This window comes from Ruegeria atlantica (assembly GCF_013032005.1).
GTDB classification, from domain to species: domain Bacteria; phylum Pseudomonadota; class Alphaproteobacteria; order Rhodobacterales; family Rhodobacteraceae; genus Ruegeria; species Ruegeria atlantica_A.
Genome location: NZ_WQBE01000013.1, coordinates 25,670 through 50,721, shown reverse-complemented (window position 1 = coordinate 50,721; position 25,052 = coordinate 25,670). Strand labels below are relative to the sequence as shown.

Below are 25,052 nucleotides of genomic sequence, written 5' to 3'. Positions count from 1 at the left end.
TTAACCTCCGATCTGACGCCAGCGACGTCCGTCGCGGTGCATCAGCATCAATGCTTCTTCGGGGCCCGAACTGCCCTGATCATAGCGTGCCGGGCGATCGCCGCGATCTTCCCAGCCTTGAATGATGGGATCGACCCAGGCCCAGGCGGCCTCGGCCTCGTCACCGCGCATGAACAGGGTCTGGTCGCCGCGTATGACATCCATAATCAGCCGCTCATAGGCATCCGGCGCGCTGGCCTCGACGCCCAAAGCGTCGGCAAAACTCATGTCCAGCGCCACATCAGACAGGCGGAACCCGCCTGGGCCTGGATCTTTAATGGTGGTGCGCAGGGTGATGCCCTCGTCCGGTTGCAGCCGGATCACCAGCACGTTCCCGTGCAGCGGGCCAACATTCGGAAAGATCGTATGCGGCGGGTCACGAAAGAACACGGCAATCTCGGATTCCCGCGCCCGCAGCCGCTTGCCGGTGCGCAGATAGAACGGAACACCCGCCCACCGCCAGTTGCCCAGATGTACCTTCAGCGCGATGAAGCTTTCCGTACGACTGCCGGGGTTGCCAACGTGATCGACATAACCACCCTGCCCGTGTTCGGCGCGGTATTGGCCGCGCGCGATATCTTTCTGCTCAACAGGCTCCAACGCTTCGATCACCTTGACCTTTTCATCGCGCACAGCATTGGGCGCAAATTTCGACGGCGGCTCCATCGCCGTCAGACACAAAAGCTGTACCAAGTGGTTCTGAATCATGTCCCGCATGGCACCGGACTGGTCATAATAAGCGCCGCGCCCTTCAACGCCCACAGTTTCAGCAACCGTGATCTGTACGTGGTCAATATGGGTCGAGTTCCATAGCGGTTCGAACAGGGAATTGGCAAAACGCAGGGCCATCAGGTTCTGAACCGTCTCTTTACCCAGATAGTGGTCGATCCGGTAAATCTGGTGTTCTTCGAAGCAGGTACGCAGCCCCTCGTTCAACGCTTTGGCGGACGCCAGATCATGACCAAAGGGTTTTTCCACCACGATGCGGCTGTCTGATGTGGCCAACCCGTGTTGGTTCAGCCGGTGCGCAATGCCCGAAAACAAGCCAGGCCCCACCGACAAATAGAACGCACGCACGACGTCAGGGCGCATTGCTTTGGCCAAATTCGACCAGCCGGCATCGCCTGACGCATCAACAGGGACATACGAGACCCGGCTTAGAAAGCGATCCAGAACGTCCTTTTTGAATTCCGGCGCAAACTCCGCCATCGAGGCGCGTATCTGATCGCGGAATGCATCACTGTCCATGTCCGATCGCGCCGAACCGATGATGCAGGCGTCCTCGGGCATCTGCCCGACCTCAAAGCGGTGATATAGGCCCGGTAGAATCTTGCGTTGAGCCAGATCGCCGGTCGCACCGAACAGCACCAGATCGAACGGGTTAACCGGAATTACGCGTGAAACCATCGACGGGCTCCTTCAGTTCTACCTCTGCCAACATAGCACCAGAAAGTCGCAGCACTTGTGGTTTGAGCGATGTTAACGCTAACATTTGCAAATGGCATAGGCAATGCAGATGCAGAAAGCAAGTCCGGAATTGGGATGTCAGCCCTGATTGCGCAGCCACTCCATGACGGCGGGGCGCACCGATTGCTCACCCCGGTGCCGCGCATCCGCGATGATCTTGCGCAAAGATTGCAAATCGGCCCGCAGCAACACGCTTTTGACCGGACCGATCGAGGCCGGACGCATGGACAGTGTCCGAATACCCATCGCGGCCAGGCACAGCGCCTCAACCGGGCGACCGGCATCCTCGCCGCAGAACGAAAGCGGCGTATTGGAGGAGTTGCAGCGCTCAACGATCTGCGCGATGAAACTCAGAAAGCTGACATTCAGCGTGTCATAGCGACGACGTACCAGTTCATTTTCACGGTCAGCAGCAAAGAAGAACTGCTTCAGATCATTGCCTCCGACCGAGACAAAATCGACCTCGTCAAAGAACTTTTGCGGCGCAAAGGCCAGCGATGGGGTTTCCAGCATCGCCCCAACCTCAAGCGTTTCGGGCAGGATATGACCCAGACGCTTTTCACGCTCGATGGTTTTATTGACCTCCCAGCGGGCCTCGTAAAACTCGTCGGCTTGCGCCACGAAGGGGAACATGATCGACAAGGGGCGGCCATTGGCGGCACGCAAGAGGGCCTGCAACTGCATCCGCATCACGCCGCGTTTGTCCAGACCGACGCGGATTGCGCGCCAACCCAACGCCGGGTTCGGTTCCGCCACGTGCTTCATGTAAGGCAGAACCTTGTCGGACCCGATATCCAACGTGCGAAAGATCACGCGCTTGCCTTCAGCAGCGTCCAGAACCCGTTGATATTGTGTCACCAATTCTGACCGCTTGGGCATCTGGTTGCGGATCAGGAACTGCAGCTCGGTTCGGAACAGGCCCACGCCCTCGGCCCCGGAATTATTCAATGAGGGTAGATCGGCCATCAGCCCCGCATTCATTACCAGATTGATCCGCTCCCCATCCCGCGTCACTGTCGGGGTTTCACGGATTGAGGCATAGCGTTCCTGCGCCTTGGCCTGCATCGCGATTTTATCTCGCACAGCGTTTGCCACGGTGTCTTCGGGACGCAGATGGACAATGCCCTGATCCCCATCGACCAGAATATGGTCGCCGTTCAGCGCCTCGGTCGTGATCCGGCCCACATGTACCACCAGCGGAATAGCCAACGCACGTGCCACGATAGTGGCATGACTGCCGACCGAGCCTTCCTCAAGCACGATGCCTTTCAGTGATCGACCGTATTCCAACAGGTCTCCGGGACCGATATTGCGGGCGATTAGGATCGGATCAGGTGGCAGGTCAGAGCCATTTGTATTGCCTTGCCCGGTCAGAATGCGCAGCAACCGGTTGGACAGGTCATCCAGATCAGCCAGCCGTTCACGCAAATACGGATCGGTTACCTGCCCCATCCGCGCGCGGGCCTGCGATTGTTCTTTTTCAACCGCTGCCTCGGCGCTTAGGCCCAGGGCGATGTCCTCTTCCATCCGGCGCATCCAACCTTTGGAATTGGCAAACATGCGATAAGCCTCAAGGACTTGCAGCTGTTCCTTGTCGCCGCCCTGCGAGATTTCAAGCATCTTGTCGACGCCAACGCGCAGCTCTTCGACCGCTTCATTCAGGCGTTCACGTTCGCGATGTGGATCATCGGCAATCGGGTTGGTGACCACGACGCGGGGCTCATGCAGCCAGACATGACCTTCGGCGTATCCTTCCTGTGCGGGACCACCGCTCAGCTGTACTGATTGCTGGTGCAGGGGCGACAGGGCCGCACCCTCACCGACAAAGGCGCCCAGTTCGGCCATCTCGGCCAAAACCATTGCGACGACTTCCAGCGCATAAACCTCATCCGCCGAAAACTGGCGCGCCTCGCGGGATTGCACCACCAGAACGCCCAGTTTTTCACCCAGCCGTTGAACCGGCACGCCCAGAAAAGACGAAAACCGTTCTTCGCCGGTTTCCGGCATATAGCGGAAGCCTTTGGCCGACGGCGCGTCAGGGGTATTCACGACCTTGCCAGATTGGGCGACGCGGCCAACCAGACCTTCGCCCATACGCATCCGGGTCTTGTGCACCGCTTCGGGTGCCAAGCCTTCGGTGGCGCACAGCTCCAACGTGTCTTCGTCGCGAAACAGATAGACCGAGCAGACCTCGGCCCGGATGCTGTCGGCGATCAGATGCGTAATCCGGTCAAGACGTTCCTGACCGGCGGCTTCGCTCGCCATTTCTTCGCGCAGCCGCCCAAGCAGCTTGCGGGATTCTGTTTCGGTGCCGTCCGCCATGGCCCAACCAAATTATTGTGTCAGGCGAAATCCTTGGCTGAAATGCTCAGGCCGCCTTGTCCAGTTCAAAGGCATCATGCAGTGCCTGAACCGCAAGTTCCATGTATTTCCGATCCACAAGGACGGAAATTTTTATCTCAGAGGTTGTAATGACCTTAATGTTGATCCCCTCATCCGAGAGTATCTTGAACATTTTGGCCGCAACACCCGACTGAGAACGCATTCCGATGCCCACCACCGAGACCTTGCAGACATCTTCGTCCGCAACCAGTTCGGCATAGTTCAGCTCACCCGCGTCCTTGATCGCCAACAACGCTTTCTCGGCACGCGCGACCTGATCGGTCGGGCACGAGAAGGTCATGTCGGTGCGCCCCTCGTCCGAAATATTCTGAACGATCATGTCCACGTTCACGCCCTCATCGCTGAGCGCGGTAAAGATGATCGAGGCGATACCGGGTCGGTCCGCCACCGAAACGACGGTCATCTTAGCCTCGTCACGGGAATAGGCCACACCGGCCACAACATTGGATTCCATGATATCCTCCTCGTCAACGACCAGCGTACCGGCCTCGTCGGATTGTTCTTCGAAACTTGAGAGAACGCGCAGTTTCACCTTATACCGCATCGCCAGTTCGACCGAGCGGGTTTGCAGCACCTTGGCCCCCAGCGAGGCCAGTTCGAGCATCTCTTCGAACGAAATACGGTCCAGTTTGCGCGCTTTTTCACAGATGCGCGGGTCGGTGGTATAGACGCCGTCCACATCCGTATAAATATCGCAACGCTCGGCGCCGAACGCGGCGGCAAAGGCCACGGCGGTGGTGTCCGACCCGCCCCGGCCCAGCGTGGTGATGCGCCCTTCGGGGCTGATGCCCTGAAAGCCTGCGACAACGGCCACTTTCATGCCTTCGTCGAATTTTTGGGTCAGGTTTTCGGTCGGAATTTCTTCGATCCGGGCCTGACTGTGGGCACTGGTGGTCATCAGCGGCACCTGCCAGCCCTGCCAGCTGCGCGCGGGAATATCCATTTCCTGCAATGTCAGCGCCATCAGACCGGCGGTCACATTCTCGCCCGAGGAGACCACGGCGTCATATTCACGCGCATCAAATAGGGGCGAGGTTTCGTTGACCCATCCCACCAGCTCATTGGTCTTGCCCGACATTGCCGAGACAATGACGATCACGTCATAGCCCTTGGCCACCTCAACACCGATGCGTTTCGCCGCGCGGCGGATACGGTCAAGGTTGGCAACCGACGTGCCACCGAATTTCATTACGAGTACGGGCATGGGGGTGGTCTCTCCGCGCCTTGGAATTCAGGTTCCGTGCGTCTTATGCGAGGGGGGCCGCAAGGGCAAGGGTTCAAAACCGCCCCGAATGCCGCATGGGGCTGCTTTACATCCGGCAGCGAGGCTGTCAGCCTTAGTCATCGAATTTTCCAAGAGGTTTTCCATGTTCCGCCTTGCCCTCGCAGTTGTCCTGCTGTCTTCCCCTGCCCTTGCACAGGTTTCAACTCTGGCCGCAACTGACGGCAAGAATGCTTTGGGCACTGTGCCCTGCGCCTCGGGCGGCGCACCGCTCGACAGCTGCCATGCCGAATTGCGCCACCATGACGACGGCACGACGACGTTGGCTGTGTCATTGGGCGGCGGTGAAGTGCGCAGCATCTATTTCACCGATGGCGTGCCGAATTCCAGCAGTTCACCTGCCAAGATCAGCCATGAAACACGTGGCGACCTGACCGTGATTTTCATCGACCCGGATGAGGTCTACGAAATCCCCACCGCAGCGTTGATACGTCAGTAAGCGTGGGGGCGACCGTCCCAGTTTTCGAAACAACCCGTTGTTTCCAGTGACAACGCATCGAACCTTTCAATCAGGCCCTTTGCGGCCTGATCCAGGGTGATATCGGCTTCGGGCCCGCCCATATCGGTCCGCACCCAGCCCGGGTGATAGATACCTACGGCGATTCCATCATCGCGCAAATCCGTGGCCAGATTGCGTCCCAGACTCAAGGCTGCGGCCTTTGATGCGCGGTAGATATAGCTGCCCCCCGGCGCGCGGGTGTGCGAGGCCATCGTCGATGAAATAATCGCAATCTTTCCTCGTGCGGCCCGCAAGTTCGGCAACAATGCCTGAACGGTTAGAAACACGCCTGTCACGTTGATGGCAAAGCTTTGCGCCCACATGTCGGCGGGATAGCCGTCAATGCTTTGCCCTTTGTCCAGATATACCCCGGCGTTGCAGATCAGCAAATCGACGGGTTGATCTGCCAGATACGTGGCCACGTCGGAATGTTGCGAAGGGTCGGTAACATCCAGAACCACCTGCGCACTGCCATCCCGCGCGGTGCCGGTCAGCTTGTCCCCGCGGGCCCGGTAATTGTCGGCCAGCGTTCGGCCAATGCCACGATTGACCCCCGTAATAACTACATGCACGGCTTAATTTGTCTTTCTGCTGGGAACAAAAGGCAAAGGTGCCACTGGAACCCCATCGTCGATCAGGGCCTGCGCTTCGTCCGGCTTGGCCTCACCATAGATCGCACGCTCGGGCGCATCACCAAGGTGGATTTTGCGCGCTTCGCTGGCAAAATCCTTACCCACATAGTCCGAGTTCTCTTCGACCTTGCGGCGCAGCTCGGCCAGCACCTTTTCAATGTCTGGCGCAGGGGCGGCCACATCTATCGTTTCAGCCTCGGGCATGGGGGCGATGGTCTTTGCCACGGCCTCACGGGCCGGGCGGACACGTGGGGTCATGATAGCCTTTTCAACATCCGCGCATCCACACACAGCGCAAGTCACCATGCCCGTGGATGCCAGTTTGTCGTAAGCGGCGGCCGATTGGAACCAACTGTCAAATGTATGGCCGTTGCTGCATTTCAATGCGTATTGAATCATGATCCGTCCAAATGTCGGTTGTCGAATTGATAACCACAGACATGGCAATATCAAGCCCTACCAGAGGCATCTTAGCGCATGATTGGCTCAAGTTTTTGAAACATTTGCCCAAGTTCGGGGAAATTGACGTGAACTGCGGCTTTTTTCGGCACAAACCATTGTCTCTGCCGCTGTTTGAATTCGGGAAAACACGCAGCAACCGATGTCACCAATAACGGAAAGACATCCACGACGCACAATACTGCGCCTTTTTTCTGATGACGTTTTCGATAGCAAAACTGCCCCATTGCCTGCGTGTCACACTCTCCTCGAATACCGGCCTCTTCCCACGCCTCCTGGCCTGCGGTCTGAGACGCAGTCAGCCCATCAATCAACCACCCTTTGGGAATGATCCAACGGCGTGATTTGCGCGTTGTAATCAACAGCACTTCTGGTTGCCCTTGCTCGACACGATAGCACAAAGCCGCCGATTGCTGCAGCACCGGCAGGTGCCGGGCATTGTTGGAAACATGAGGCGAAAGCCTTGCGTCAATCACGCCGAGCCGCCTTTCATATGGATATTTGCCTGTTTGCCCGCGTTGTTTTGGTTTATTTAGCGGACGCTCAAATCATCAATACCATATGCGGTGAAATTCTCCAAGCCTTTGAAGAAAAATCACATTCGGGCGGCAAGTTTGCGCACCAGTTCATCGTGGGGAATATCGGCATCGACCGCCAAACGGCGCAGGCCGAAATGAACGCGGGCAATCTGCTGGTAATACCGCGTGTAGACATAGTTGGTGCCGCCTCCGGCAATGGCCCCCAATACCGGCACGGATTGCGCCGCCAATTTCTGCCCCAACACAACTGACAGCCGCGGAGCGACCGCTGCGATCAATTTCTGCATGGCAGGTCCTGTCAAGGTCAACCTGACCGAGAAGAACCCCAGATCGGCACCGTCGTCATTGGACAAAGGCCCGGCGGCGGACAGGACACGCACGCAATCAAATTTCACACCATCTTCCGACGGATCAAACCCTTCGCGCGCAGCCGCCCCTTGTATGGCACGCAACAGCATCGCGGTCGTCGCAGGTAATTCCATCAATGCAGTGGACATTCCGCCCAACCCTCCGGCTGCACCCATGGCCGTGGTTACTGCGGTGTTGACCCAGGGATGCTGGTCCGGCACAGCCCGTCTTGACCCTTCGGCAGCATGCATTGCCAACCACAGGGCCTGTTCCGTCGCGCCCGTCAGGCCCTGCCTGATCGGTTCGGGCAATTGCTCCAACAAGGATTCTGCCGAACCTCCGAGGCTATTCAACAGCTTGACGCCCGGCCCTCCGGCCGTTCGGTAATACCCGGCCAATCGGTCCAGTTCCGCCTCAGCATCCAGCTTTTCAACAAGAACCACGTCCTGCATAAATACCTCCTGCCCAATAGACATCGGGGTTTATAGCCAAGGTTTCAATAGTTCAGCGGGTCCAACGGGTGACAAGCCCATCCACCCCGTCCCATACACCCGAGGACAATTCCAGCCCCAGAATTCGGTCCGGGTTGGTCGGAGGGGGCATTTCAATCCCATTCAGACGGGAAAACCCGAACCGGGCATAATAAGGTGCATCACCAACCAACATGACTCGATCCCAGCCCATCGCCCGGCCAGCTTCGATACCTTCGTGGATCAGAAAACCCCCAAGGCCCTCGCCTTGATGGGTCGGGTGTACGGCTACCGGCCCCAGCAGCAAGGCATCGTGATCACCCACGTGCACCGGCCAGAACCGTATGGCCCCGGCCAGAATGCCCTGCCCGTCACGCGCAACCAGAGACAAGCCTGAAACCGGCGGCACATCATCGCGCAGACGATAGGAAGACAGCGCCTCGCGCCCGGGCGCAAAGCACAGGTCATAGAGGGCTTCGACCTCCCACCAATCATCCGGCTCTTCCGGCCTGATCCCGAACTGCTGCACCTCAGCCCTCTTTTCCTTGCTGGCATTCGCCCTAGCACTTCGCTACGCCTTGGGCAAACGCTTGGAGTAGAGATGTTCTATCGACCCGAAGACGGCCACGGTCTGCCGCACAATCCATTCAACGCTGTCATTACCCCCCGTCCGATCGGTTGGATATCCACCCGCAGCCCCGATGGGATCAACAATCTGGCACCTTATTCCTTCTTCAACGGGGTCGCCTACACGCCCCCACAAGTGATGTTCGCTTCAACGGGCACCAAACACGATCAGGACGGCGGCAAGGACAGTGTTTCGAACATCGAAGCAACCGGAGTGTTCTGCGTGAACGTGGTGGCGCACGCACACCGCGATGCGATGAACGCCAGTTCCGCAGGCCTGCCCAAACATCACGACGAATTCGAACATGCTGGCCTGACGCCGGTTGGATGCGAAACCATCCCCTGCGCTCGAGTCGAGGGCGTCCCGGCTGCTCTGGAATGCAAATTGACCAAGATTGTCGATCTGCCGGGCGAGGCAAATCGGGTTGTTTTCGGAGAAGTAACCGGTGTCCACCTGCGAGACGATTGTTTGAGGGATGGAATATTCGACGTGACGACCTTCAACCCGCTCGCCCGGCTTGGATATCGGGACTATTCAGTCGTAACCGAGTTGTTCTCGCTTAGTCGCCCAGACGATTAGGAATTACAGGGGGGCGCTGCCCCCGCCGCCCTTTGGGCGCCTCCCCCGAGGTATTTTCAGCCAGATGAAGCAGGGGATCCTGTATTCATCTGGTCGCAAATACCTCGGAGCGCGAGGCAGAGCCTCGCAAAATACTCAGTGGCCGCCCAGAATGCCGGTGCGAACAGAATAATCCACCGCCAGTTGGTAATCGGGGTCATCATCGCTGTCGACCATCAGATGCCCTGCTTTGTTCAGCAGCTTGTGGCAATCGCGGCTGAGGTGGCGCAGCATGACGCGTTTGCCTGCGGCCTCGTATTTCGACGCGACGTTTTCGATGGCCTGCAGTGCGGACTGGTCCACAACCCGGCTTTCGGCAAAATCCACGATCACCGTGTCAGGATCACTTGGCACATCGAACAACTCGACAAAACCCTCGGAGGAACCAAAGAACAGAGGCCCTTGGATTTCGTAGACTTTTGCGCCTTTTTCGGTTTCCGATTCACGCGTGATGGCATGGATACGCTTGGCGTTGTTCCACGCATAGGCCAGCGCGGAGACAATGACACCAACCACAACCGCGACCGCGAGGTCTTCCATCACCGTCACCACAGTCACCAGAACGATAACGAATGCGTCCGTCAACGGCACCTTGCGCATGATCTTGAACGAGTTCCAAGCGAATGTACCGATCACCACCATAAACATCACCCCGACCAGTGCGGCCAGCGGGATTTGCTCGATAAGCGGTGAGGCAAACAAGATGAACACCAGCAGGAACAGCGCCGCCGCGATACCGGCGATACGGGTCCGGCCACCGGACTTCACGTTGATCATCGACTGACCAATCATTGCGCAGCCGCCCATGCCACCGAAGAAACCGGTAGCGACGTTGGCAACGCCTTGCGCGATGCATTCCTGCGAAGCCCCGCCGCGCTTACCGGTGATCTCTCCAACAAGGTTCAACGTCAGCAGGGATTCGATCAGGCCGATTGCTGCCAGAATGACGGCATAGGGCAGGATAATTTCAAAAGTTTCCCAGGTCAGCGGCACCATCGGGATGTGGAACGGCGGCAAACCTCCCTCGATAGACGCCAGGTCACCGACGCGAGGCACGTCCAAACCAAAGCCAATCACCAGCGCGGCAACGACAAAAATACCGGCCAGCGGCGCGGGAATGATGCGCGTGATACGCGGCATAACCCAGATCACCGCCATGGTCAGTGCGACCAGGCCCAGCATCGTGTAAAGCTGCAGACCCGAAAGCCATTCGCCGCCTCCTACGCCATGGCCGGTGTTTTCCATGGTACCGGGCACTTTGAACTGACCCAACTGCGCCAGAAAAATCACGATGGCCAGGCCGTTTACAAAGCCCAGCATCACCGGATGCGGCACCAGCCGGATGAACCGGCCCCAATGCATGGCCCCAGCGATCACTTGCAGAATACCCATCAACACCACGGTCGCGAACAAGTATTCAACCCCGTGTTGGGCCACCAGCGCAACCATTACAACGGCCAGCGCCCCGGTCGCGCCCGAAATCATGCCCGGACGGCCACCAATCAACGCCGTGATCAGACCGACCATAAAGGCCGCGTACAGACCAACCAGCGGATGTACCCCGGCAACAAAGGCAAAGGCCACTGCTTCGGGCACCAACGCCAGCGCCACAGTCAGACCGGACAGCAGTTCGATCCGCAGGCGCGAGGCAGTCAGCCCTTCGTCCGGCACCCAACGAAGATCGGGTTTAGCTATACGATTGGCAAAGCTTGCCAGCATGGCTCGGGGCATGGGACGGTCCTGTTGGTATTTTGGGTTCGCGCGAAAGGGGTCTTTTAGCGGTCAATCCCCGCAGGAGATACCGCGCCAGGTGGGACCCAGATATGCAACAGACGCATACCGGGCCATCAGCCAACACAAACCGTTGAACCCACTTGCCAAATCCTCCGCTGCCCCTCAGACAGTCTGCATCGAGTTTTTTTATTCGGAGCGCAGCCATGACCCAGACGAAAATCGCCATCATCGGCGGATCAGGTATCTACGATATCGACGGGCTGGAAAAGGCGGAATGGGTTACGGTTGAAACGCCGTGGGGTGCACCTTCGGACCAGATCCTGACGGGGGCTTTGAATGGGGTCGAAATGGCCTTCCTGCCCCGTCACGGGCGTGGCCACGTTCATTCACCGACCGAGGTGCCCTATCGCGCCAATATCGATGCGCTGAAACGGCTGGGGGTTACGGACGTGATCTCGGTTTCCGCCTGCGGGTCGTTTCGCGAGCATATGGCGCCGGGGGATTTCGTCATTGTCGACCAGTTCATTGACCGGACATTTGCGCGCGAGAAAAGCTTTTTCGGCACTGGTTGCGTCGCCCATGTCAGCGTGGCGCACCCCACCTGCCCGCGCCTGTCGGACGCTTGTGAGAGCGCAGGCAAGGCGGCAGGTATCACCATCCATCGCGGTGGCACCTATCTGGCGATGGAGGGGCCGCAGTTCTCATCCCTGGCCGAATCCAAGATGTATCGCGAGCATTGGGGATGTGACGTGATCGGCATGACTAACATGCCCGAGGCGAAACTCGCCCGCGAGGCCGAACTTTGTTATGCCTCGATCGCCATGGTGACCGACTATGACAGCTGGCACCCGGATCACGGCGAGGTCGACGTAACCGCCATTATCGCCACCCTAACCGGGAATGCGGAAAAAGGCCGGGCGCTGGTCAAGGGCCTGCCCGATCTGTTGGGGGCTGAACGCGCGCCCTGCCCGCATGGCTGCGATCGGGCATTGGAGTTTGCGATCCTCACTTCGCCCGAAAAACGCGATCCGGCGTTACTGGCCAAGCTGGATGCGGTCGCAGGCCGGATTCTTTAAACCACGCTACTGCGCAAGGGTCTGCTGCACCTCGTCCCACAAGCCATACGACCAGAGGTCGTTGTGGGTGCCGTTGGGGATGACATGAAGTTTGGCGGTGTCGCCCGACATCGCCGCCAGCGCTTGGCCGTGATGCACCGGAACGGTTTCATCCTCGGTTCCGTGGAAGATCAGCGTTGGCACCGTAACATCGCCGACAAAGTCTCGGGTGGCGAACTGATCCTTCATCAAGGCCGAAACCGGCAGAAACGGATAGCGCTCGGACGCGACATCCACAGTCGCGGTGAAGGGGGCCTCTAGCACCAGTAACTGTGCATTCGGACGCTGTTGGGCGACAGCGGCGGCCACGCCGGTGCCAAGGCTTTGACCGTGCAGGACGACGGCTGCACCCTCAGAGTCCAGTTGGTCAAACATGTGAACCCCATCTGAGATCAGCGCCAGCTCCGAGGGCTCGCCGCCACTGCCTGGAAAACCGCGATAACTGGGGGCTAGCAGGCCAAAACCACTGTTCAGGATTTCCCGCAGCCGGTCGGCCCGGTCACCCAGATTGCCGCTTTGACCGTGAAAAAACAGAACGGTCGGCGCTCCTTCGATGGCCGGTGGCGCGGACCACGCCGTCAGCACAACCCCGTCGGACATGGGCAGAGAGATCACGTCGACATCGGCCAGCCCGACCTCATCGGGGGCGGGCAATTCTCCGGATGGTTTGTATAGCAGCTCATCCTGATTGGCGTACATGTACCCCACGATTCCGGCGTAAATCACGACGCTGATCAGGATCAGAAGGATCAGCACACGTTTCAACCGCCCGTCGTTTGAGCGGGACATGTCCTTGAACGCTTTCGAATAGTCGGGATGTGTCTGCGTCACCTTCGCCTCCGATCCTTTGATAGGCCCTAGGTTGTAGGGCCAGACCGGCGTTTCAAGGACGGTACGCACGCTTTAACGCAATCTTTAACTTACTCAACCCGGGTACATTGTGACTGATGAAGGTGGCAAGGTCGCCCTGATCCTCGCAATTTGTTTATCTTAAACACGCCACTGAACCGCATTTGTGCCACAAAATCATTTCAGTACGCCCCAAACAGAGGAGCACCATGAAACGACTCGAAGCCCTGGACGCCGCCCGCTTTATTGCTTTTTGCGGTATGGTGCTGGTGAACTTCCGCATCGCGGCGCAAGTTGCGCCGGGCCACGACTGGGCGTCGGGTTTTGTCGACGCATTGGAGGGAAGGGCCGCCGCGCTGTTCGTCATTCTGGCCGGTGTAGGATTGGGTCTGTCCAGCATCCCCGCTGGTGTGCTGCTGCGGCGCGCGGCCTTTCTGTTCGTTCTCGGCCTGATCAACATGACCGTGTTCGACGCTGACATTCTGCATTTCTACGCATTGTATTTTGTGGTGGGGGCGGCGTTTCTTTCGGCCTCGGGACGTATGTTGTGGCTGGGGGCGTTGGGAATTGTTGCGCTGGCCGTTTTGGCCAACCTTATCTTTGACTATGAGCGGGGCTGGGATTGGTCCACGCTCAGCTATACCGACCTCTGGACCCTGCCCGGCTTTTTACGAAATGCAATTCTCAACGGTTGGCACCCGGTTTTACCTTGGGCTGCTTTCCTGCTGATCGGCATGGCCATCGGGCGATCACAGCTTCGCACGATCTGCTTTCAACACCGCCTGATCATGTGGGGATTTGGCGCTGCCGTATTGGCCCTGTTTCCACAAAGGTTGGTGTCCGATCCGGAATTGGTTGCCTATCTAGGCACTGCGTCGATTCCGCCAGGGCCGTTCTATATCCTGGCCAGCACCGGATCGGCGTGCGTGGTGATCGGACTGTTGCTGAAGTTATGGCCGAAGATCGAAAAACTGCGCCTTGGCTCTGCCCTGACCGCTCCGGGACGGCAGAGCCTGACCCTCTATGTGGCGCATATCCTGATCGGGATGGGATTGCTGGAGGAGCTTGGTTTGCTAAATGGCACACTCAAACCAACACAGATCGTGGTTTACGCGCTTGGGTTCTGCGCTTTGTCCTCGGGTTTTGCCCTGTTGTGGTTCCGCCGGTTCAAGCGCGGCCCACTTGAGGCATTGATGCGTCGCGTCACCGAGCCTCGAAAGGCTTGACCTCACCGTCGCGGCGGGGCTTGGTGAGGGCGAAACCAAAACGGGTAACCCCATGTCTTTTGAACTTTGGCTGGCTTTTGTGGCCGCATCGACCGCATTGCTGCTTATCCCCGGCCCGACTGTGTTGCTGGTGCTTAGCTATGCCTTATCAAAAGGGCGCAGCGTCGCCGTGGCCTCAGCCACAGGGGTGGCGGTGGGGGATCTGGTTGCAATGACCGCGTCGCTACTGGGGCTGGGGGCGCTGGTGCTAGCCTCGGCCACGTTGTTTTCTGTGCTGAAATGGGTGGGGGCGGCCTATCTTGTGTGGCTGGGCATCAAGCTACTGCGCAGCGCGCCCTCGGGCGGGTTAGAGGCGCCAGCGACCGGGCGAAATGTCACCGCACAAAGTGTCTTTGGCCATGCCGCCGCCGTTACGGCGCTGAACCCGAAATCCATTGCCTTTTTCATCGCCTTCGTACCGCAATTCCTGCGTCCGGCGGACCCATTGGGCCCGCAATTCGCTATCCTGATCGCGACTTTCGTGGGTCTGGCCTGGCTGAACGCGCTGGCCTATGCGCTGCTGGCTGACCGGCTGCGCCGGATGATCGGACGCGCCGGGGTCATCACTGCGATGACCCGGTTCGGAGGGCTGACTTTGATTGGAATGGGGGTTGCAACCGCCGTGCTGCGCCGCCCGGCCTGAGGGTTCAGCTCGCTTCGTGTTCTTTCATGAACCCACGGATAAAACGCCGTATTTCGCGTGCGGCTGATGTATCCAGCTCCCTGCACAATTCAACAAATGCGTCCCGCTCATCCTTGTCCAGGCGCAGGACCAACTGGCTGTTTTTCTTGGCAGATACCTTGCTGTCCATCTTTCCCGCACACCCTGTTCAATGCCTAAAACCACAAGCGATACACTGCATATACAATGCATAGCAATTTCAGGTACCGGCGACCTACCAACAAAACAGAGTTTTGGCAATCAACCTTCCCGCGACTCAGGCATTCCATTTACCAGTCCGGCGCGTCCATCGTGGTCACCCACCGCCCAGCATCGCTATTTCGTATTATCAAAGCTCAATTCCGCTCCCTGTCGGGAAGTCAGCGATAATCTTTCCTTGCAAGGCTGTCCCCAATGGGCCAAATACGCCCGCGTGTTTTGACGTCAGAGGGATTGGCAATGTCCAGAAACAAGTCGGTCAAGGATTACATCCGAACCATCGTCGATTTCCCGCATGAGGGGATCATGTTTCGCGACGTCACCACACTGTTCGCTGATCCGCGCGGTTTTCGTATGGCAATCGACCAGATGTTGCACCCCTACGCGGGTGAGCAGATCGACAAAGTCGTGGGCCTCGAGGCGCGCGGCTTCATACTGGGCGGTGCCATCGCCCATCAGCTGAGTGTTGGCTTCGTGCCGATCCGCAAAAAGGGCAAGCTGCCCGGCACCACCATCAGCCAGGATTACAAACTGGAATATGGTGAGGCCATCGTCGAGATTCACGATGACGCCATTCAACCGGGCGAGAAAATCCTTGTCGTCGACGACCTGCTAGCAACGGGTGGTACCGCCGCTGCCGGGATCAAGCTGATCGAACGGCTGGGGGGTGAGATCGTGTCATGCTCGTTCATTGTCGACCTGCCGGAACTGGGCGGCCGCAAGGCGTTGGAAGACATGGGTATGGATGTGCACGTTCTGTGCGAATTCGAAGGGCTGTAAACGCCCGTCATTCAATTTCCCAAAGGCAAGGCGCGGGAAGCGGCACGATCAATCCGCCCTCAAAACCGCACCCGGATTCATGATCCCCTGCGGGTCCAGCGCAGCTTTGATTGCACGCATTGCAGACAGCTTTGTCGCGCCGCCATAGCGCTCAAGATCATCGACTTTCAGACGCCCTACCCCATGCTCGGCACTGACCGAGCCACCAAAGGCCTCCACCAGATCATGCACAGCGTGTTTGACGGCCTGTCTCTCGCCATCAAACTCCGAACGGCTGTGGCCCAAGGGCGGGAACACGTTGTAGTGCAGATTGCCATCACCAACGTGACCAAAACAGTTGATGCGGAACAACCCAAGCGCGGCCACGACCTCGGCCCCGCGTTGAATGAATTCGGGAATTCGGGATATCGGGACCGAGATATCGTGGCTGGACACCGACCCGATCAGCCGGTTGGCCTCGGGGATACGCTCGCGCACGGCCCATAGGTCCATACGCTGCGCCTCGCTTTGCGCAATAACCGCCTCCCCGACGAGGCCAGCTTTGTCCGCATCGATATACAGCCTTTCCAGCGCGTCAGCGGGCGAGTGCCCCGCAAACAATCCAAGTTCGATCAGAACGCACCATTCAGGCTGCGTCTCAAATGGCTGGCGCACATCTGGCAAAACCTCGGTCAGGAATTGCAGCCCCTGCTTGTGGATCAGCTCAAAGGTGCTGACCGCTTCACCCAGTTGGTCGTGGGCCAATGATAGTAAATCGATCGCCGCTTGGGGTGAAGCGACCTGAAGCATCGCGGTTCCGACCGCCTCGGGCCGCGGAGAAAGTTTCAACGAGGCAGCGGTGATGATCCCCAATGTACCCTCCGCACCTATCAGCAGGTTACGAAGATCATAGCCGGTGTTGTCCTTGCGCAACCGGCTGAGCCCGTGCCAGATTTCACCGCTGGGCAGAACCGCCTCAAGCCCCAAACAAAGGTCGCGCGCATTGCCATAGCGCAACACGTTGACCCCACCCGCGTTGGTGGCAAGGTTGCCCCCGATCCGGCAAGATCCCTGCGCTGCAAGAGCCAGAGGGAATAACCGGTTCGCCTCTTCCGCGGCGGTTTGTACATCTGCCAGAATGGCACCTGCCTCGGCAATCAGAATGTTCTCGGTCGGGTAAACCGCCCGGATCGCGGTCATCCTCTCTAACGAGATCAAGAGGGGCGCTGGCCCGTCCGGCATTACCTGTCCGCCTACCAGCCCTGTGCCACCACCGTAAGGCACTACCGGTACCCGCTTATCCAAGGCCAATCGCACCAGCGCTGCTACTTCATCAACCGTTCGCGGTAAGGCCAACAAACCGGCATGTCCGGTAAAACGCCCCCGTGGCTCTTCCAGATAGCGTTCCGTGACCGGGCGCAAAATATCTTCACCCAGATCAGCCCGGATCAAACGGGCCAGGTTCTCATCGGCAGGATTCAGTGTCATGCCACCTCATTGCCCAAGCGAGCGCGCTCGGACAAGCCCTATTCCAGTTCGATCAGATACTGCGGCTCCAGCACGACCACTGTTGGCTGACTTGGCAGAGTACGCAGCGACACGGTGATTTCGGTTGCTCCCTTGCGTTCAACCGGAAAATCATTGCGGATATCGACTAGAAACCGGTCCAGAGAAAAGCCCGAGAACCAGTGCATCGGGATGATAACGGAACTTTTCAGCCGCTTGAGGACCGAGATCATCTCGGGCAGAGGCATCGTCGTTCCCCCATCCACCGCCGCCATAACAACATCCAGTCGCCCCAACGCCGCAAATTGTTCATCGGATGGTATATGGTGCAAATGGCCCAGATGGCCGATGCACAGCCCTTCCACCTCGAACACAAAGATCGAATTGCCGCGCTCTTCCACGCCGCCATACGCAGATCGGATATCGGTCGAGACATTGCGTACCAGCATCTCGCCCAGATCAAGGTAATGATCGATACCCTGCCCAAACTCGCCCCACCCCGGCAACACATGCGGGATTGCAGGATCGGGATGAGCGGTCCAATGAGTACTGTGCGCATGGTTCATGGTGACCACATCCGGGATCAAATCGGCACTACCAATAAAGCCGGTGAAATCCGTCACTGCGTTCAACCCGCCCTGCGTCTGGATCAGGAAAGAGGCATGGGCGATATAGCTGATCCGCACGGAAAATTCCGGGATCGGGTCCTGCCACGCCGCCTTGTGAATATACTCGATCCCCGGCGCGGCATCCGCGATGGCGATACAATGGCTCGGCCGCCGCTCCTGCGCCACAGCCCCGCCCGAGATCACCATCAATACCGCAACAATCCAGCGCATGGGGCAAGTGTAGCGCAGAACGCCAACAAGTCATGCCCCTTGTTCATCTGGCCAAAAAAGTCTCGGGGGAGGTGCGGCTGGCCGCGCCGGGGGCAAAGCCCCTACCCCGCGTCCGTCTTGCCGCGCCGATCCGACCGCAGGCTGGCATACAGGACATGTGTCCGCCACCGCCCGTTGATCTGCAGATAAGACTGCGCCACGCCCTCATATTTAAAGCCCGAGCTTTCCAGCAACCCGCGCGAGGGCTTGTTTTCGGGCAGGCACGCGGCCTCGATCCGGCTTAGATCCAGGCGAGTGAAGGCATAATGGACAATCGCGCCTATCGCCTCGCGCATATACCCGTTGCGGGCAAAGGTTTGACCGGTCCAATATCCCAGCGTCCCAGCCTGCGCCGGGCCGCGGCGCACGTTGTCCAGCGTGATCGCCCCCAGAAGCACATCATCGGATCGACGGAATAGGAACAAAGGAATCGCTGTGCCACTGGCCACTGAACGCTGCGCCCAGTAGACGCGATTGGTGAAAGATTTGCGCGTCAGATGATCCTTAGCCCAGATCGGCTCCCACGGGGTAAGGAATTCTTGGGACGCTCGCCGCAGCGCCGCCCAATCGTTGAAATCAGAGTGAACGGGCGGGCGCAGGCTTAGGCGCTCGGTCTCGAGTTTCAGCTTGCGTCTGCCCAACAGCATCACGCCGCACGCCTCTCCTGCAATTCTGCCAGCGTGGGCGCGGCGGAAACTGGACCGTAGAGCGCCAAGGCCGCCGGCGCCTGAAGCGCCATCTTTTCTGCAAACGCACGAACATCCCCGGTGCTGACCGCATCGATCTTGGCGACCGTATCCTCAAGCGACGGCACCCGGTCCCAAATCTGAACCAGACGCGCCAGGCGTTCCGCCCGGTTTGATGGGCTTTCCAGCCCCATCAGCATCCCGGCTTTCATCTGCGCGCGGGCGCGGGCAACCTCTTCGGCGCTCATGTCTTCGGCGGCACGCTTCATCTCATCGATGGTAATCGTGGCCAGCTCTGCGACCTGATCCGCCGAGGTGCCTGCGTAGATCGTTGTTGTTCCGGTATCAGCATAGGCCCCGGTCTGCGCAAAGATCGTGTAGCATAGGCCACGTATCTCGCGCACCTCCTGAAACAGGCGCGAGGACATGCCGCCACCCAAAGCGGTGGAGTAAATCTGTGCCGTATAGATCTCATCGTCGCGGTAGCCGGGGCTTTCCAACGCGAGTGCGAAATGGGCTTGTTCCAGCTCTTTCTCTTGTCGCGCTTCGCCGCCGGTGAAGCGGGCCGTTTCAGGAACCAGCCCTTTGCGCGGTTGCAGATGGCCAAACATCTCTTCGGCCATTTTCATCAGTGCATCGTGATCCACGGCACCCGCGGCAGACAGGATCATCTGCTCGGGGCCATAATGCTCGGCGACAAAACCCGACAGGTCCTCGCGCGAAAACGCGCTGACCCGCTCAGTCGGGCCCAGAATGGTGCGACCCAGCGGTTGATCGTGATAGCTCTGCTCTTGCAACCAGTCAAAAATCACGTCGTCCGGCGTGTCATAAGCCTGGCCGATCTCTTGCAGGATCACGCCGCGCTCGACCTCGATCTCGCGCGGGTCAAAGACAGGGTTCAGAACGATGTCACCAATCACGTCCATCGCCAGCGCCACATCGTCTTTCAGAACGCGTGCGTAATAGGCCGTCACCTCGCGCGAGGTATAGGCGTTGATATACCCGCCCACATCCTCGATCGCTTCGGCGATCTGCAGCGCAGACCTGCGCTCAGTTCCCTTGAACGCCATATGTTCAAGGAAATGGGCAATACCGTTCTGCTCGATCCGTTCATGCCGCCCACCGGCTGTTACCCAAATGCCGATGGCCGCCGATTGCAGCCCCGGCATATGTTCACTGACGATACGAAAGCCGTTCTTCAGTTGGTCTTGTCTGACAGTCACTCAGCAATATGCCTTTTGATATGATCCTCAATGGCACCCAGATCATTGGCGATGCGGGTCACCCGTTCCGGACGTTCATACAGATCAGACATGCGAGAGGGAAGAGGCGGATGTACGTCACTCGCCTTCTCAACCGCCGCCGGGAATTTCGCCGGATGTGCGGTGGCCAAAGTGATCATCGGAACGTCAGCCGCACGGTGATCTTCGGCGACCTTGATACCGACCGCGGTGTGCGGGCAAACCAGCTCGGCGCTGTGGGCCAATGCGGATTTGATGGTGGCCAGTGTTTCATCCTCGGACACCCGGCCCGAGTCGAAATTCTCGCGCAGTGCTTCCATCGCGCCCTGACTGACGTTGAAGCCGCCATTCTTCAGCTCATCCATCAACTGCGATACAGCGCTGCCATCCTCGCCATAGGCATAGTACAGCGCACGTTCAAAGTTCGAGCTGACCTGAATATCCATCGACGGGCTGATCGAAGGAATGGTGTCGCCCTTGAAGTACCCCTGCCCCGAAAGGCAGCGATGCAGAATGTCGTTCTGATTTGTGGCCACAACCAACCGATCTATGGGCAGCCCCATGCACTTGGCGATATAACCGGCAAAGATGTCACCGAAATTGCCGGTAGGCACAGTGAAGCTGACCTTGCGATGCGGTGCCCCCAGGCTGGCCGCAGCCGAGAAATAGTAGACCACCTGCGCCAACACGCGGGCAAAGTTGATCGAGTTCACGCCCGCCAGTTTCACCCCATCGCGAAATTCGAAATCGTTGAACATGTCCTTTACGGCAGCCTGACAATCGTCAAAGTCGCCATCAACGGCCAATGCATGCACATTGCTGTCTGCCGGCGTGGTCATCTGGCGGCGTTGCACCTCGGACACACGACCATGGGGGAACAGAATGAACACGTCCACGGCATCCAGCCCCCGGAACGCCTCAATCGCGGCCGAGCCCGTATCGCCGCTGGTTGCGCCCACGATGGTCACACGTTCACCGCGCCGCTTCAGGGCCACCTGGAACAGTTGCCCGATCAGTTGCATGGCAAAGTCTTTGAACGCCAGTGTCGGACCGTGGAACAACTCCAGTAGGAAGTGGTTTTCGTTCAGCTGCTTCAGTGGCGCACGGGCATCATGACCAAAGCCTTCATAGGCGCGGGCGATGATCGCCTTGAACTCATCCTTGGCAAAGGACCCGCTGACATAGGGCCACATCACGCTGAACGCGATTTCCTCATAGGGCAACCCTGCCAATGCTGCGATCTCTTCCTGGCTCATCACCGGAATTTCGGCAGGCAGGTACAGGCCACCATCGCGGGCCAGCCCGGTCAACATCGCCTCTTCAAAGGTCAGTTCAGGCGCTTGGCCACGGGTCGAGATGTATTTCATTGCTCTTCACTTTCAGAAGGGGCGCGATTGCGCCACAGGAAATAACCGGTCATCGCGGCCCAGACCAGAGCCAGACCAAACCATGTGATTGCATATTGCAGGTGGTCATTGGGAATACCCGCAGTGTCGACAGGCAGGGGCGTCACGCCCGGGTCAGTTTGTGAACGGGCGACAAGAAGCACCGGTTCAGCCCCCAAAGCAGCGGCCAGATTGGGCACGTCGCGGGCAAACCAGATATTGCTTTCCATGTCCGGTTCGGGTGTGTACCCGTCGACCTCGTCGGGCCAATGCAGATTACCCGTTACCTCCATCTGACCCACCTGCCGTTCAGCCTGCTTGGCAGTGGTCGGAACAAACCCCCGGTCTACAAGAATTGTTCGGTCTTCAGTGCTGAAACGCTGAATAATGCGGTAACCTGCGCCGACAAGTTTGACCGAAACCAGAACATGGATTTCCCCGGGCACCATCTCACCAGAAATCGTTACCGGCAAGTACTTGTCATCCTCAGGAGAAACGCTGTCGCGTAAGGCAACCGGTGCTGCCGTGATGCGGGTATCAATCTCGGACAGAACACCCTGTTTCCATGTCAGTCGCTGCATCTGCCAGAAGCCCAGAGACAACAGGATCGCCAAACCGGCAATACCAAATATCAGCAGGAACAGGATGCGGCGCATATCGGGACCAGATTTCGTTACCTAAAGGCTCGGGTTGAACCGGCGCCTTGTTAAGGGTGCCACGTGCAAGATTGCAACCACGCAATTGTATCGGGCGCAATCTTGCGCCTCGGAAATAGAAAAAGCCGCCCCTTGGGGCGGCTTTTGCAATTGGATCGCCTGACCGGCGTTAAATCAGCGGAGCCTGACCCCAGATGTAGACAGCGAAGAACAGGAACAGCCAGACGACATCCACAAAGTGCCAGTACCAGGCTGCCGCTTCAAACCCGACGTGTTTTTCAGGGGTAAAGTCACCGCGTAGCGCCCGGATCAGGCAGACCGACAGGAAGATGGTACCGATGATCACGTGGAAACCGTGGAACCCGGTGGCCATGAAGAAGTTCGAATAGAACTGATCGTCGCCGAATTTCCAGCCTTCGTGCGCCAGCAATTCATAATATTCAAAGCCCTGCAGGGCGGTAAATGCGATACCCAGTACGATACCGATAGCCAAACCGTTGATCAGCGCCTTGCGGTCATTGTCATGCACCAGCGCGTGGTGCGCCCAGGTGATCGCACAGCCCGACAACAGCAGAACCAGCGTGTTGATCAGCGGCAGGTGGAAGGGGTCAACCGCGTGAATATCCGGCTGGATGTACTCGGTGCCAGCATAGTCGTACATCGGATACATGCGGTGTTTGAAGAACGACCAGAACCAGGCGAAGAAGAACATAACCTCGGACATCACGAACAGGATGAAACCATAACGCAGACCGATGCGCACAACCGGCGTGTGGTCGCCAGCGCGGCTCTCGGCCACAACCTCGGACCACCAGGCGAACATGGTGTAAAGAACGGCCACCAGACCGGCCCAGAACACAAACGGTGTAACACCGTGCATCCAAAGGACGGCCCCGAACAGCATCACAAAGCCACCGATCGCGCCGATCAGCGGCCAGATCGACGGGGCCAGAATGTGATAATCATGGTTTTTTGCGTGTGCCATCAGCGTCCCTCACCTACAGGCGTTAGTTCGTATTTGTATCTGCCTGCTCATCCAAGGCGGCGTAGCCCTCGGGCAGGTCTATTTCGTAGAATGTATACGACAGTGTAATCGTATGCACATATTTGGCTTCCAGATCCTCGACCATTTCTGGATCGACGAAGAAGGTTACCGGCATCTGCACCCGCTCACCGGGTTGCAGCACCTGCTCTTCAAAACAGAAACAGGCGATTTTCTGAAAATACCCACCGGCCGAATACGGCGCGACGTTGTAAGACGCCTGCCCGGCAATCGGACGGTCGGTCGGGTTGTGGGCTTCGTAAAAGGCCAATCCGGTCTCACCGATGCGCACTTCCATCTCACGCTCGACCGGTTTGAACTCCCACGCCATGCTTTTGGCTTTCGAGGCGTCAAAGCGGACGGTGACCTTGCGGTCCAGAATATCCTCGGGCGCGGTTTCGGCCACACCAACCGTACCGCCAAAACCAGTGACCCGGCAGAACCAGTCGTAAAACGGCACCGCCGCCCACGCCAAACCGCCCATCAGCACGACCACACTGACCGTCTGCATCACTGTTTTTTGCGGACCGGACAAGGCCATCAGTTCTGAACCTCTTGTGTCGGCTGACCCAGGCCAGTGCCGGAGACTTTTACGATCGTTAGCCCAAAGATGATCACAATGAAGGCAGCCAGCGTCAGACCCACCCCCAGATTGCGGTTGAACCGGCGCTGGTGCAGTTCATGGCTTTTGCGCAGACTCATGACCAACCTCCCAATCCATAGGGTTTCAACAACGCCTCAGCCAGAATCGCGCCGAAGTGCAGGAACAGGTAGAGCAGCGACAGCTTAAAGAATGAGCGCTCGACCTTGAAGTTATCTGCCTCTGAGTCATCCTCGGTGCGACGCGAGATCTGCCACGCTCCGCGCAGGAACAGGGCGTTCATCACAACAGCAACGGTCAGATAGATCGGGCCACCGATGCCCGAGAAGGACGTGCCAACCGCCAGCAGCGCCAGCAGTACGGTGTAAACAAGAATGTGCCAGCGCGTCGCGCGGCGGCCGTGTGTCACGGTCAGCATTGGCACACCCGCATCGTCGTAATCCGAGCGCATGAACAGCGCCAGAGCCCAGAAATGTGGTGGAGTCCACATGAAGGTCAAGGCAAACATCAGCCACGGCTCAAGCGTCATCGACCCCGTGGCCGCGACCCAACCGATTACCGGAGGGAAAGCCCCTGCCGCACCACCGATCACGATGTTCTGCGGCGTCGAACGCTTTAGCCACATCGTGTAGACCACGACATAGAAAAAGATGGTGAAACCCAGGAAGGCTCCGGCAAACCAGTTCGTTGCCAGACCCAGCATGATCACCGACAGGCCAGACAGCGCCAGCCCAATGGCCATGGCCTCGCCCGCCTCGACCTTGCCGGACGGAATCGGACGGCCTTTGGTGCGCTTCATCACCTTGTCAATGTCAGCGTCCCACCACATGTTCAGCGCACCCGAGGCACCACCACCGATGGCAATGAACAAGATGGCGCAGAAGCCGACAAAGGGATGGACCAGCACAGGCGCCGCCAGCAGACCGACAAGCGCCGTGAACACCACCAACGACATGACCCGCGGCTTCAGCAGGGCGAAATAGTCGCCAAAGCTGGCCTCGTCCGCGCGGGTCTGCGCTGTCACGGTGCTGGCATTGAAGCTTGCGTCGCTCATGTCGGGTCCTTTTGGGG

27 protein-coding genes are annotated in these 25,052 nt (G+C 58.5%); 6 read left to right on the top strand and 21 right to left on the bottom strand.

Annotated features, from left to right (window positions below; translation table 11 throughout):
• From zwf to GOX21_RS18785, 3 genes are all read right to left on the bottom strand, one after another.
• On the bottom strand, positions 1 to 1,446 hold the full coding sequence (gene zwf / locus GOX21_RS18795; RefSeq protein WP_170379129.1) for a glucose-6-phosphate dehydrogenase: 1,446 nt from the start codon (positions 1,444 to 1,446) through the stop codon (positions 1 to 3).
• Positions 1,447 to 1,584: 138 nt separating this feature from the next.
• Positions 1,585 to 3,828 (bottom strand): phosphoenolpyruvate--protein phosphotransferase, encoded by a 2,244-nt coding sequence (ptsP, locus tag GOX21_RS18790; RefSeq protein WP_170379127.1) that lies wholly within the window; start codon positions 3,826 to 3,828, stop codon positions 1,585 to 1,587.
• Positions 3,829 to 3,874: 46 nt separating this feature from the next.
• Positions 3,875 to 5,113: an aspartate kinase gene (locus tag GOX21_RS18785; RefSeq protein WP_170351389.1), complete on the bottom strand. Its 1,239-nt coding sequence runs from the start codon at positions 5,111 to 5,113 to the stop codon at positions 3,875 to 3,877.
• A 163-nt stretch (positions 5,114 to 5,276) separates the two neighbouring features.
• On the opposite strand from GOX21_RS18785, the gene GOX21_RS18780 reads away from it, so the two are divergent.
• Complete coding sequence (locus tag GOX21_RS18780; protein WP_170351390.1) at positions 5,277 to 5,630, top strand: hypothetical protein; 354 nt, start codon at positions 5,277 to 5,279, stop codon at positions 5,628 to 5,630.
• Here the strand turns inward: GOX21_RS18780 and GOX21_RS18775 are convergent.
• The 5 genes from GOX21_RS18775 to GOX21_RS18755 form a co-directional block, all read right to left on the bottom strand.
• Positions 5,624 to 6,262 (bottom strand): SDR family oxidoreductase, encoded by a 639-nt coding sequence (locus GOX21_RS18775; protein ID WP_170379124.1) that lies wholly within the window; start codon positions 6,260 to 6,262, stop codon positions 5,624 to 5,626. The two genes, GOX21_RS18780 and GOX21_RS18775, sit on opposite strands and share 7 nt — an antisense overlap.
• A gap of 3 nt (positions 6,263 to 6,265) precedes the next feature.
• The gene (locus GOX21_RS18770) at positions 6,266 to 6,721 is read right to left on the bottom strand and encodes a DUF1178 family protein (protein ID WP_170351392.1); all 456 of its coding nucleotides are present in this window, start codon (positions 6,719 to 6,721) and stop codon (positions 6,266 to 6,268) included.
• 71 nt (positions 6,722 to 6,792) lie between these two features.
• A complete protein-coding gene (locus GOX21_RS18765; protein ID WP_170379122.1) occupies positions 6,793 to 7,257 on the bottom strand; it encodes an NUDIX hydrolase in 465 nt (154 codons plus the stop codon).
• Positions 7,258 to 7,376: 119 nt separating this feature from the next.
• Complete coding sequence (locus tag GOX21_RS18760) at positions 7,377 to 8,120, bottom strand: EcsC family protein (protein WP_170379120.1); 744 nt, start codon at positions 8,118 to 8,120, stop codon at positions 7,377 to 7,379.
• 52 nt (positions 8,121 to 8,172) lie between these two features.
• A complete protein-coding gene (locus tag GOX21_RS18755) occupies positions 8,173 to 8,667 on the bottom strand; it encodes a GNAT family N-acetyltransferase (RefSeq protein ID WP_170379119.1) in 495 nt (164 codons plus the stop codon).
• Between the two features lie 72 nt (positions 8,668 to 8,739).
• Between GOX21_RS18755 and GOX21_RS18750 the strand changes: the two genes are divergently transcribed.
• Positions 8,740 to 9,345 carry a flavin reductase family protein gene (locus tag GOX21_RS18750; protein ID WP_170351399.1) on the top strand — a complete coding sequence of 202 codons (606 nt, stop codon included), beginning with the start codon at positions 8,740 to 8,742 and terminating at the stop codon, positions 9,343 to 9,345.
• Between the two features lie 135 nt (positions 9,346 to 9,480).
• Here the strand turns inward: GOX21_RS18750 and GOX21_RS18745 are convergent, their stop codons facing one another.
• Complete coding sequence (locus GOX21_RS18745) at positions 9,481 to 11,115, bottom strand: SulP family inorganic anion transporter (RefSeq protein ID WP_170351401.1); 1,635 nt, start codon at positions 11,113 to 11,115, stop codon at positions 9,481 to 9,483.
• Positions 11,116 to 11,321: 206 nt separating this feature from the next.
• On the opposite strand from GOX21_RS18745, the gene GOX21_RS18740 reads away from it, so the two are divergent.
• Positions 11,322 to 12,194: an S-methyl-5'-thioadenosine phosphorylase gene (locus tag GOX21_RS18740; protein ID WP_170379117.1), complete on the top strand. Its 873-nt coding sequence runs from the start codon at positions 11,322 to 11,324 to the stop codon at positions 12,192 to 12,194.
• Between the two features lie 6 nt (positions 12,195 to 12,200).
• On the opposite strand, the gene GOX21_RS18735 is transcribed toward GOX21_RS18740, so the two are convergent.
• On the bottom strand, positions 12,201 to 13,064 hold the full coding sequence (locus GOX21_RS18735; RefSeq protein ID WP_368040043.1) for an alpha/beta hydrolase: 864 nt from the start codon (positions 13,062 to 13,064) through the stop codon (positions 12,201 to 12,203).
• Between the two features lie 227 nt (positions 13,065 to 13,291).
• On the opposite strand from GOX21_RS18735, the gene GOX21_RS18730 reads away from it, so the two are divergent.
• The gene (locus tag GOX21_RS18730; protein WP_170379115.1) at positions 13,292 to 14,308 is read left to right on the top strand and encodes a DUF418 domain-containing protein; all 1,017 of its coding nucleotides are present in this window, start codon (positions 13,292 to 13,294) and stop codon (positions 14,306 to 14,308) included.
• A gap of 52 nt (positions 14,309 to 14,360) precedes the next feature.
• Positions 14,361 to 14,990, top strand: a complete 630-nt coding sequence (locus tag GOX21_RS18725) for a LysE family translocator (protein ID WP_170379113.1) — start codon at positions 14,361 to 14,363, stop codon at positions 14,988 to 14,990.
• 4 nt (positions 14,991 to 14,994) lie between these two features.
• Here the strand turns inward: GOX21_RS18725 and GOX21_RS18720 are convergent, their stop codons facing one another.
• Complete coding sequence (locus GOX21_RS18720) at positions 14,995 to 15,159, bottom strand: hypothetical protein (RefSeq protein ID WP_170351409.1); 165 nt, start codon at positions 15,157 to 15,159, stop codon at positions 14,995 to 14,997.
• 308 nt (positions 15,160 to 15,467) lie between these two features.
• On the opposite strand from GOX21_RS18720, the gene GOX21_RS18715 reads away from it, so the two are divergent.
• The gene (locus GOX21_RS18715) at positions 15,468 to 16,007 is read left to right on the top strand and encodes an adenine phosphoribosyltransferase (protein ID WP_170351410.1); all 540 of its coding nucleotides are present in this window, start codon (positions 15,468 to 15,470) and stop codon (positions 16,005 to 16,007) included.
• 48 nt (positions 16,008 to 16,055) lie between these two features.
• Here GOX21_RS18715 and GOX21_RS18710 read toward each other — a convergent pair whose 3' ends face one another.
• From GOX21_RS18710 to cyoE, 10 genes are all read right to left on the bottom strand, one after another.
• Entirely contained in the window at positions 16,056 to 17,474 is a 1,419-nt protein-coding gene (locus GOX21_RS18710; RefSeq protein WP_170379111.1) for an FAD-binding oxidoreductase, read from the bottom strand.
• A gap of 38 nt (positions 17,475 to 17,512) precedes the next feature.
• On the bottom strand, positions 17,513 to 18,331 hold the full coding sequence (locus tag GOX21_RS18705) for an MBL fold metallo-hydrolase (RefSeq protein ID WP_170379109.1): 819 nt from the start codon (positions 18,329 to 18,331) through the stop codon (positions 17,513 to 17,515).
• Between the two features lie 101 nt (positions 18,332 to 18,432).
• Positions 18,433 to 19,017, bottom strand: a complete 585-nt coding sequence (locus tag GOX21_RS18700) for a GNAT family N-acetyltransferase (protein ID WP_170351416.1) — start codon at positions 19,015 to 19,017, stop codon at positions 18,433 to 18,435.
• Positions 19,017 to 20,279: a M16 family metallopeptidase gene (locus GOX21_RS18695; RefSeq protein ID WP_170379107.1), complete on the bottom strand. Its 1,263-nt coding sequence runs from the start codon at positions 20,277 to 20,279 to the stop codon at positions 19,017 to 19,019. Before GOX21_RS18695 ends, GOX21_RS18700 begins: the two co-directional genes overlap by 1 nt.
• On the bottom strand, positions 20,276 to 21,664 hold the full coding sequence (thrC, locus tag GOX21_RS18690) for a threonine synthase (protein ID WP_170379105.1): 1,389 nt from the start codon (positions 21,662 to 21,664) through the stop codon (positions 20,276 to 20,278). Before thrC ends, GOX21_RS18695 begins: the two co-directional genes overlap by 4 nt.
• Positions 21,661 to 22,338: an SURF1 family protein gene (locus GOX21_RS18685; protein WP_170379103.1), complete on the bottom strand. Its 678-nt coding sequence runs from the start codon at positions 22,336 to 22,338 to the stop codon at positions 21,661 to 21,663. Before GOX21_RS18685 ends, thrC begins: the two co-directional genes overlap by 4 nt.
• A gap of 169 nt (positions 22,339 to 22,507) precedes the next feature.
• On the bottom strand, positions 22,508 to 23,323 hold the full coding sequence (locus GOX21_RS18680; RefSeq protein WP_170351424.1) for a cytochrome c oxidase subunit 3: 816 nt from the start codon (positions 23,321 to 23,323) through the stop codon (positions 22,508 to 22,510).
• Positions 23,324 to 23,345: 22 nt separating this feature from the next.
• Entirely contained in the window at positions 23,346 to 23,921 is a 576-nt protein-coding gene (locus GOX21_RS18675) for a cytochrome c oxidase assembly protein (RefSeq protein ID WP_170379101.1), read from the bottom strand.
• Positions 23,921 to 24,082: a hypothetical protein gene (locus GOX21_RS18670; RefSeq protein WP_170351427.1), complete on the bottom strand. Its 162-nt coding sequence runs from the start codon at positions 24,080 to 24,082 to the stop codon at positions 23,921 to 23,923. The genes GOX21_RS18675 and GOX21_RS18670 overlap by 1 nt, the downstream gene beginning before the upstream one ends.
• Entirely contained in the window at positions 24,079 to 25,035 is a 957-nt protein-coding gene (gene cyoE, locus GOX21_RS18665; RefSeq protein WP_170379099.1) for a heme o synthase, read from the bottom strand. Before cyoE ends, GOX21_RS18670 begins: the two co-directional genes overlap by 4 nt.
• Positions 25,036 to 25,052 lie beyond the last annotated feature (17 nt).

Bases quoted from the DNA above. Each gene is read 5' to 3' on its own strand.
- zwf (WP_170379129.1), bottom strand. From the start codon at position 1,446: ATGGTTTCACGCGTAATTCCGGTTAACCCGTTCGATCTGGTGCTGTTC.
- ptsP (WP_170379127.1), bottom strand. From the start codon at position 3,828: ATGGCGGACGGCACCGAAACAGAATCCCGCAAGCTGCTTGGGCGGCTG.
- GOX21_RS18785 (WP_170351389.1), bottom strand. From the start codon at position 5,113: ATGCCCGTACTCGTAATGAAATTCGGTGGCACGTCGGTTGCCAACCTT.
- GOX21_RS18780 (WP_170351390.1), top strand. From the start codon at position 5,277: ATGTTCCGCCTTGCCCTCGCAGTTGTCCTGCTGTCTTCCCCTGCCCTT.
- GOX21_RS18770 (WP_170351392.1), bottom strand. From the start codon at position 6,721: ATGATTCAATACGCATTGAAATGCAGCAACGGCCATACATTTGACAGT.
- GOX21_RS18760 (WP_170379120.1), bottom strand. From the start codon at position 8,120: ATGCAGGACGTGGTTCTTGTTGAAAAGCTGGATGCTGAGGCGGAACTG.
- GOX21_RS18750 (WP_170351399.1), top strand. From the start codon at position 8,740: ATGTTCTATCGACCCGAAGACGGCCACGGTCTGCCGCACAATCCATTC.
- GOX21_RS18745 (WP_170351401.1), bottom strand. From the start codon at position 11,115: ATGCCCCGAGCCATGCTGGCAAGCTTTGCCAATCGTATAGCTAAACCC.
- GOX21_RS18740 (WP_170379117.1), top strand. From the start codon at position 11,322: ATGACCCAGACGAAAATCGCCATCATCGGCGGATCAGGTATCTACGAT.
- GOX21_RS18730 (WP_170379115.1), top strand. From the start codon at position 13,292: ATGAAACGACTCGAAGCCCTGGACGCCGCCCGCTTTATTGCTTTTTGC.
- GOX21_RS18725 (WP_170379113.1), top strand. From the start codon at position 14,361: ATGTCTTTTGAACTTTGGCTGGCTTTTGTGGCCGCATCGACCGCATTG.
- GOX21_RS18720 (WP_170351409.1), bottom strand. From the start codon at position 15,159: ATGGACAGCAAGGTATCTGCCAAGAAAAACAGCCAGTTGGTCCTGCGC.
- GOX21_RS18715 (WP_170351410.1), top strand. From the start codon at position 15,468: ATGTCCAGAAACAAGTCGGTCAAGGATTACATCCGAACCATCGTCGAT.
- GOX21_RS18710 (WP_170379111.1), bottom strand. From the start codon at position 17,474: ATGACACTGAATCCTGCCGATGAGAACCTGGCCCGTTTGATCCGGGCT.
- GOX21_RS18705 (WP_170379109.1), bottom strand. From the start codon at position 18,331: ATGCGCTGGATTGTTGCGGTATTGATGGTGATCTCGGGCGGGGCTGTG.
- GOX21_RS18700 (WP_170351416.1), bottom strand. From the start codon at position 19,017: ATGCTGTTGGGCAGACGCAAGCTGAAACTCGAGACCGAGCGCCTAAGC.
- thrC (WP_170379105.1), bottom strand. From the start codon at position 21,664: ATGAAATACATCTCGACCCGTGGCCAAGCGCCTGAACTGACCTTTGAA.
- GOX21_RS18685 (WP_170379103.1), bottom strand. From the start codon at position 22,338: ATGCGCCGCATCCTGTTCCTGCTGATATTTGGTATTGCCGGTTTGGCG.
- GOX21_RS18680 (WP_170351424.1), bottom strand. From the start codon at position 23,323: ATGGCACACGCAAAAAACCATGATTATCACATTCTGGCCCCGTCGATC.
- GOX21_RS18675 (WP_170379101.1), bottom strand. From the start codon at position 23,921: ATGGCCTTGTCCGGTCCGCAAAAAACAGTGATGCAGACGGTCAGTGTG.
- GOX21_RS18670 (WP_170351427.1), bottom strand. From the start codon at position 24,082: ATGAGTCTGCGCAAAAGCCATGAACTGCACCAGCGCCGGTTCAACCGC.
- cyoE (WP_170379099.1), bottom strand. From the start codon at position 25,035: ATGAGCGACGCAAGCTTCAATGCCAGCACCGTGACAGCGCAGACCCGC.